The 7,679-nt window shown below is 41.3% G+C and carries 7 protein-coding genes; 5 read left to right on the top strand and 2 right to left on the bottom strand.

What is annotated here, in order from left to right; translation table 11 throughout:
* Positions 1-438: aldehyde dehydrogenase family protein (locus BLT_RS0119860; RefSeq protein ID WP_026105208.1), on the top strand; the 438-nt coding region annotated here is incomplete at its 5' end.
* Between the two features lie 583 nt (positions 439-1,021).
* Here BLT_RS0119860 and BLT_RS0119850 read toward each other — a convergent pair.
* On the bottom strand, positions 1,022-2,959 hold the full coding sequence (locus tag BLT_RS0119850) for an ABC-F family ATP-binding cassette domain-containing protein (RefSeq protein WP_017729452.1): 1,938 nt from the start codon (positions 2,957-2,959) through the stop codon (positions 1,022-1,024).
* Between the two features lie 175 nt (positions 2,960-3,134).
* Between BLT_RS0119850 and BLT_RS0119845 the strand changes: the two genes are divergently transcribed.
* From BLT_RS0119845 to tatC, 3 genes are read left to right on the top strand one after another with little or no spacing between them, the layout of a single operon-like run.
* On the top strand, positions 3,135-3,770 hold the full coding sequence (locus tag BLT_RS0119845; protein WP_017729451.1) for a redox-sensing transcriptional repressor Rex: 636 nt from the start codon (positions 3,135-3,137) through the stop codon (positions 3,768-3,770).
* A gap of 27 nt (positions 3,771-3,797) precedes the next feature.
* Complete coding sequence (tatA, locus tag BLT_RS0119840) at positions 3,798-3,983, top strand: twin-arginine translocase TatA/TatE family subunit (protein WP_017729450.1); 186 nt, start codon at positions 3,798-3,800, stop codon at positions 3,981-3,983.
* A 12-nt stretch (positions 3,984-3,995) separates the two neighbouring features.
* Positions 3,996-4,772 (top strand): twin-arginine translocase subunit TatC, encoded by a 777-nt coding sequence (gene tatC, locus BLT_RS0119835; RefSeq protein ID WP_017729449.1) that lies wholly within the window; start codon positions 3,996-3,998, stop codon positions 4,770-4,772.
* A gap of 490 nt (positions 4,773-5,262) precedes the next feature.
* Here tatC and BLT_RS0119830 read toward each other — a convergent pair whose 3' ends face one another.
* Entirely contained in the window at positions 5,263-6,129 is an 867-nt protein-coding gene (locus BLT_RS0119830; RefSeq protein WP_017729448.1) for a cation diffusion facilitator family transporter, read from the bottom strand.
* Positions 6,130-6,491: 362 nt separating this feature from the next.
* Between BLT_RS0119830 and BLT_RS0119825 the strand changes: the two genes are divergently transcribed.
* Positions 6,492-7,679, top strand: a 1,188-nt coding sequence (locus BLT_RS0119825) for a DHA2 family efflux MFS transporter permease subunit (RefSeq protein WP_017729447.1), incomplete at its 3' end; no start/stop codon positions are given.

Genomic DNA, 7,679 nt, shown 5'->3' with positions numbered 1-7,679 from the left:
AAGGTTCAAACGCATGTGGAGGATGCCGTTGCCAAAGGAGCCAAGCTTGCCTATGGTGGCAAACTGCTTACAAAAGATGGTGGCTTCTACTTTGAACCGACTGTTGTGACCAATGTTCAGGAAGATATGATTTGCATGCAAGAAGAAACATTCGGACCACTAGCGCCGGTTGCAACATTTACAACAGAAGAAGAGGTCATTGAGAAAGCAAACGATTCACCATACGGTTTAGCGGCCTATGTATTTACGGAAAATCTAGGCCGTGCGATTCGCATGAGTGAAGCGCTAGAGTATGGTATTGTAGGTGTGAATGATGGTGTTCCGTCCACTGCACAGGCTCCGTTTGGCGGGTTTAAGGAGAGTGGTCTTGGTCGAGAAGGTAGTCATTACGGAATTGAAGAATATTTAGAAGTAAAATATGTCTCTCTCAGTATCTAAGAAAAAGAGACGTATCATATAGAAATGAGGCTGTGACAAAAGAGTTTTTATTGAAGAGAAATCTGAACGTCATGATCGTTTTTGCATAGCAATCGCTTCGGAACTATCCTTCGCTTTCCGCGGGCGGCTGGTGAGCCTCCTCGTGCTTTTCGCACTGTGGGGTCTCACTCTTGCCTTTGATGAGGCCACTGAAAAAGTCCTTTTTAGAGAGTGGTTGGTTGAATTTATTCAACCAACCACTCTTTTTTCGTATATGATTAAAGGACAAGGCTCAATTCCTCTTAGCCCATATATGGAACTCTATGAACTCGTTGATTTTTCTTTCATCATGGACTCTTAAACCAAAAAGAGTCGTAAATACCAATGGAAAGGGCAGCTTTTTCTCCGTTCTTGGAGAAAAAGCTGCCCTTATTTTTTATTTTTTTGGTCCAGTACCCTGTCAGCTTAGTTTATCAGTGGTCTCCCTTTGATCCCGCAGGAGTCTACGTCTATTTCCTCCGCTAAGGTGTGCATTGTTCGCATTTTCAATCATACACGTTCGTTATGCCCCAGCCTGCCTCATAATTCTATTTATTTCTTACGATTAACTTTCTAATTGTAAGGTTTCCCATTCTTCCATGAGTTGTTCAATCTGTTCTTTGGCTTCATCAATTTCTGTCTGCAAGGCTGATGCTTTTTCATGGTCAGAGAACACATCAGGCTCGCAAAGGGTCTCTTCATGTCCAGCAATGGTTCCTTCAAGCTCCTCAATTAAAGCCTCAATGTCTTCGATTCGCCGCTGGCGCTGCCGCTCTTTGCGCTTCGCTTCTCTGTCTCGTTCAAAGGTTGCTTTGTCTGATTGAATGAGCTTGGTGGCATCTTGCTGACCCTTCGTTTCAAGCTCTTTCAGTTTGTCCCGCTGAAGCATCTCTTCTTTTTTCTCTAGATAGTAATCATAATCACCTAAGTAAACCGTTTCTGTTCCCTCATTGAGTTCAACGATTCGTGTTGCTATCCGATTTAAGAAATAGCGGTCATGGGATACGAAGAGAATCGTTCCAGGATAGTCAATCAATGCGGTTTCAAGCATCTCTTTACTATCAAGGTCTAAATGGTTGGTCGGCTCATCTAGCACAAGGAAATTTGCCTTTTGCATCATCAATTTTGCTAAGGCAAGCCTTGCCTTTTCTCCACCGCTTAAGTCAGACACTAATTTTAATACGTCATCTCCGCTAAAAAGGAAATTACCAAGAATGGACCGAATCTCTTTTTCTGGACGTAACGGGTGCTCGTCCCATAATTCATAAAGCACTTGTTTGTTCGACTTTAAATTCGCCTGTTCCTGATCATAATAGCCAATGGTGACATTGCTTCCATAGTGAATGGTCCCTTTTTGGTGTGGAATTCTTTTTGTTATCGCTTTAAGCAAAGTTGATTTTCCCGCCCCGTTTGGTCCAATTAAAGCAACACTCTCTCCACGGTTTATATCGAGACGAAAGCCTTCAAAGAGAGGTGCTCCTTCATACCCGACACTTAAATCTCGTACTCGTAATACTTCGTTTCCGCTTTGACGTTCAATGTCAAAGGAAAAAGAAGCAGACTTCTCTGATCCAGAAGGACGATCAAGCAACGTCATTCGTTCGAGCTGCTTTCTTCTGCTTTGTGCTCGCTTCGTTGTTGAAGCTCGTGCGATATTTCGTTGGACAAAGTCTTCAAGCTTGGCGACTTGTTCTTGTTGCTTTTCAAACTCTTTCAACTCAAGCTCATAGCGCTTCGCCTTTTCTTCAAGATAATTACTGTAATTCCCTACATACTTTGTCGATTTCGTTCGCGAGATTTCATACACTTGAGAAACAATTTTATCAAGAAAATAGCGATCGTGCGAAACGATTAAGATCGATCCAGGATAGTTTAACAGATACTGCTCTAACCACGTTAAGGTAGCGATGTCTAAATGGTTGGTCGGCTCATCGAGAATTAGCAAATCCGGTTTCTTTAACAAAAGCTTCCCAAGGGCAAGCCGTGTTTTTTGCCCACCGCTTAAGGTGGAAATCTTTGTTGAATAATCAAAATCAGCAAAGCTTAATCCCGCTAATACGTTGCGAATGTCTGCTTCAAATTGGTAACCACCTTTGTCTTTAAATGTTACCTGCAGTTGATCATATTCTTTAAGAAGCTTGTTATACTTGCTTTGATCGTTGAGGTAAGCTGGGTCAGACATTTTTACTTCCATTGTACGCAGCTGCTTTTCCATTTTTCTAAGTGGTTCAAAGACGGTGAGCATTTCATCCCAAATTGAGAGTTTTGACTCTAAACCTGTGTGCTGTTCTAAATAGCCAAGCTCAATCGTTTTTGGCATCACAAGGTCACCGCTGTCAAAGCTGACCTGACCAGCGATTATTTTTAACAAGGTTGATTTGCCTGCGCCATTACGGCCAACAAGGGCAACGCGGTCTCGGCTTTGAATTTCTAGCTTTATATTTGACAAAATTGGCTCAGCACCGAAAGATTTGGATATATTTACGCACTGCAGTAAAATCATAAAGGCTCCATCCTACGTTATTAGTATTAATCTTATGTTACTAGTAGTGTATCGCATCGGTGTCATTTCAACAACTTCTGCGCAATGGAGTGCTAAAACGATTACATTCTTAAAAAAATAGTGTACAATATAACAACAGAAAACGACGAAGAGGAGCAGGTGATGGGGGCAATTTATGAAGAATGAACAAATAAAAATTCCACAAGCAACTGCGAAACGTTTGCCGCTATATTATCGATTTTTAGAAAATCTACATGCCTCTGGAAAGCAGCGTGTATCGTCGTCCGAATTGAGTGAAGCAGTGAAGGTAGATTCGGCTACAATACGGCGTGATTTCTCTTATTTTGGGGCATTAGGAAAAAAAGGCTACGGATACAACGTGAATTATTTGTTATCGTTTTTCCGGAAAACATTGGACCAGGATGAGCTGACGAAAGTTATGCTTGTTGGCGTTGGTAATTTAGGAACAGCTCTGCTTAATTATAACTTCTCGAAAAATAATAACACACGAATTGTAAGGGCATTTGATGTAGATAAAGAAAAAATTGGACAAACTATCGGTGGAGTGATCGTTGAGAATCTTGACAATTTAGAGAACAAAATTGACCCAACTGTAACGGTAGCCATCTTAGCGGTTCCTGCAACCGTTGCACAAAAAATGGCTGAACGTCTTGTAGATAGTGGCGTGAAAGGGATTTTAAACTTTACTCCAGCACGGATTTCTGTTCCAGATCATGTCCGTGTTCACCATATTGATCTTTCAGTTGAATTACAGGCGCTAGTTTATTTTTTAAAGCATTATCCGTTATAATAACAGATAGGACAGGGAGGTGTTATGATGGGTCCAATAGGTCCAGGGAGTTTATTGCTTATCGCGCTCGTTGCCTTATTAATTTTTGGTCCAAAAAAGTTGCCTCAATTAGGAAAAGCCGCTGGGAACACCTTACGTGAGTTTAAAAATGCCACAAAAGGGCTAGCGGATGACGATGATGATGACAACAAGAAAAAGAAAGAAAAAGAGTAGGTAGGGTTTTACATGGAACAACGAGATATGTCGGTAATGGATCATATCGTTGAATTAAGAAAGCGAATCATCGTCGTGCTTTCTTTTTTGGCGGTAGCGTTAATTGCCGGCTTTTTTTTAGCGGGTCCGCTCATTACGTATTTACAAAGTACACCGACAGCTCAAGATCTTCCGATGAATGCGTTTAAAATGACGGATCCACTTCGGGTATATATGACGTTTGCATTTGCGTGCTCGCTTATCCTTGTGTTTCCCGTCATTCTTTATCAGTTATGGGCTTTTGTAAGCCCTGGTCTGCATGAGAATGAACGCAAAGTCACTCTTTCTTACATACCACTTGCGTTCATTTTGTTTTTAAGTGGTTTAGCTTTTGCTTATTTCATCTTGTTTCCGTTTATCATTCAATTCATGAGCAGTTTGGCTGAGCGATTGAACATTACGGAACAGTATGGAATTAATGAATATTTTTCATTTTTACTACAAATCACTCTTCCGTTTGGACTCTTGTTTCAAATGCCAGTTGTGGTAATGTTTTTAACCCGATTAGGGCTTGTAACGCCGCAATTATTAAGGAAGATTCGAAAGTATGCGTATTTTGTCCTTCTTGTTATTGCAGCGCTGATTACACCACCTGAGATTGTTTCCCATTTGATGGTAACAATTCCATTACTGTTTCTCTATGAAGTAAGTATTTGGATTTCTAGCTTAACGTATCGGAAGGTGCTAAAGGCGGAGCGGTTACTAGAAGAGCAAGAACGTGAACATGAACAAGAGAAACAAAATGAGTAAAAGATGATATAAAAAGAGGCTGGGACAAAACCCTTCTCTAAAACCTATAAAGCCGGCGACCTTTTACGTGAAGTAAAAGGTCGCCGGCTTTAATTTTTTATAAGATAAAGATACACCACATACCAACTTAGAAAGAAGGGTCCTTATGTTTAAACATTATAACATGAATCAACTCGTTTAACATACAAATCGCAACAGAGGGGCAGTACGCACTGGCCCTTTGACGAGGAAAAATCAATATACTTGTCCAAATAAACAGCTGCTTGTGCTTGCCTATCATTCATGCACAACCTTAGCGGAGGAAATATACGTGTAGACTCCTGCGGGATCAAAGGCTCACCAGCCGCCCGCGGAAGCGAAGTATATTTCCGAAGCGAATGCTATGCAAAAACGATCATGACGTTCGGATTTCTCTTCAATAAAAACTCTTTTGTCCCAGCCTCTTTTTTCTTTTCGTTAGGGTTGTTATATCATTATTTGTTATACGGAATTAAGATGACGGTTCTGTGTGAATATGTGTTTTGCCTACTTTGTATTTTTTGTGTAGCTCTTTTTCAATTTCATCAGCGATGTCGTGGCTTTCTTTCACATTTAAAGCAGAAGAGACTTCAATTGTAACATCAACATGGATAACACTTCCTAAGTACCTTGCTTTGATGTCCTTTAACGATTTAACATCAGGTATTTTTTCAATTGTTTTCTTAATTTCTTGTAAATCTTTCTCATGGAAGCCGTCTGTCAGTGAGTGGCTAGCGTCTTTAAAAATATCCCAAGCCGTTTTACAAATAATCATTCCGATTACAAGAGCTGTGAGTGTATCAAGCCAAGCCACCCCAAGTTGGGAGGCGAAAATCCCCACAAAAACACCAATACTCACAAACGCATCAGCTCGATTATCAGCTGCCGCCGCCATTAAAGCCTGGCTGTTTACTTTTTTTGCTAGTCTTTTGTTAAAAACGTATACCCCATACATAACGAGTGTACTGGCTAAGGCTGTCCAAGCAGCGATAAGATCTGGAGACTCTTGTTTTGGACTGAGAATCGACTGTCCGGCTCCGATTAATACTTGCAGCCCGACCGCCATGATGATAAAGGAAGCGACAAGGGAGGCGATCGTTTCTGCTCGGAAATGCCCATAGGGATGGTCTTTGTCCGGTGGCTTTTGAGAAATTTTTAGCCCGATTAATACCGCAATGGATGCAATAATATCGGTCGTATTGTTTAATCCATCTGCCCTTAATGCTTCAGATGAATAAGTATAACCAATGAAAAGCTTAATGATGGCTAGCATAAGGTAAGTGATGATGCTAACCCAGGCGCCAAGTTCGCCTTTTTTTAATTCTTGATATCGTTCCATTTGTGTTGCTCTCCTATCTATTTTCACTGTTGAAAAGGGGCGGAGCTTCAGTTCAAGTTGATAAAACAATGAAGCCCTTCCGCTCACACCACCTTAATTGAAATGGTACACAACATAACGATCTGACGAACTCATTTCCAATCTATGGATGAAAAGGGATGCGCATTGCTTTTTTGTTAAGTCTGTTATTAATCCTATCAAGTGACCATCGTGTGGGTCTACAGAAACATATTTCCCTGCTATCAGCAAAATAGAATGAATACAACTATGTTGCCCTAAGAAAAAGTTTTTAATAGTAGGAAAAGAGATAAGAACAAAAAAGATGAAAGGGCTAATTCTCGTGTTCCTATGGTGAACATGATATGATAAAAAGAAAATCTTTCGATAAACGAAATGGTGTGAGTCGCATGTTCGGGAAAATACCAGCTAAGTGGATGGTGGTTGTCTCTGTCCTGCTTGGATCTTTCACAATGATTTTAAATAACAGCATGCTAAATCCTGCTGTGCCTCAGTTGATGAAAGTGTTTGAGGCGGATGCTATCGCAATAGGATGGGTTGTCACCATTTTTATGGTAACAATGGGAATGACGATGCCATTAACAGGCTTTCTAGGAGATCGTTTCGGAAAAAAACGTGTCTATTTAATTGGTTTAGCGCTTTTTATTGCTGGATCGGTTCTCGGATCTCTTTCATGGAATTTGAGCTCCTTGATTGCTTTTCGTGCTTTGCAAGGCATTGGTGGCGGAATCATGATGCCCCTTTCAATGGCGCTGATTTTTGAAGCTTTTCCTCGACAAGAGCGTGGGCTTGCTACAGGTATTTGGGGGGTGGCGGCGATGGTGGCCCCTGCTATTGGACCCACGCTTGGAGGGTTTATCATTGAAACGACAAGCTGGCACTATTTGTTTTGGTGCAATGTTCCGGTAGGGTTGGCAGGGTTAATTATTGCCTATTTTTACCTTCCGAAGACGATGATAAATAACCAAATTAAGCTGGACCGGTGGGGCTTTCTATTTGTTACGCTTGGCGTTGGTGCTATCTTATTAACATTTGGTCGGATGTCAGAATTGAGCCATCTTGTTGCATTGCCAAATCTTCTCTTATTTGCCTTCGGTAGCTTTTGTCTGTATGTCTTTGTCCAAATTGAAAAGCGGGTGGAACAGCCCCTTCTTGATCTAACCCTGTTTCGCGTGCCTGCTTATACATTAAGCATTTGGGTATCAGGGGTTGCGTCAATCGGCTTATTTGCAGGTGTTTTTCTTATTCCTCTTTTAATCCAGCAAGTTTTTCATTATGGGGCGATTATGACAGGCCTCGTGTTTTTACCGTCGGCGCTCCTTTCAGGGATTTTCATGTCAATTGGTGGTCGAACCTTAGACAGACGAGGGGTGAGTGGTGTTCTTACATCTGGAATGGTGATTGCTGCAGCCGGGACGCTCGCATTAGGGTTGATGAATTTGGAGACAACCCTCTTTTTCATATTTGCCATGATGGCGATACGTGGGATAGGTATAGGTTTTACTATGATGCCGGCTACGACGGTTGGAATG

This window comes from Halalkalibacterium ligniniphilum, assembly GCF_000334155.1.
GTDB lineage: Bacteria > Bacillota > Bacilli > Bacillales > Bacillaceae_D > Halalkalibacterium > Halalkalibacterium ligniniphilum.
Note: the sequence above shows the minus strand (reverse complement) of the source record. Positions and strands in the feature narration are given on the sequence as shown.

What these genes read in the sequence shown, in the direction of transcription:
- BLT_RS0119850 (WP_017729452.1), bottom strand. Translation starts at nt 2,959, where the DNA reads ATGATTTTACTGCAGTGCGTAAATATATCCAAATCTTTCGGTGCTGAG.
- BLT_RS0119845 (WP_017729451.1), top strand. Translation starts at nt 3,135, where the DNA reads ATGAAGAATGAACAAATAAAAATTCCACAAGCAACTGCGAAACGTTTG.
- tatA (WP_017729450.1), top strand. Translation starts at nt 3,798, where the DNA reads ATGGGTCCAATAGGTCCAGGGAGTTTATTGCTTATCGCGCTCGTTGCC.
- tatC (WP_017729449.1), top strand. Translation starts at nt 3,996, where the DNA reads ATGGAACAACGAGATATGTCGGTAATGGATCATATCGTTGAATTAAGA.
- BLT_RS0119830 (WP_017729448.1), bottom strand. Translation starts at nt 6,129, where the DNA reads ATGGAACGATATCAAGAATTAAAAAAAGGCGAACTTGGCGCCTGGGTT.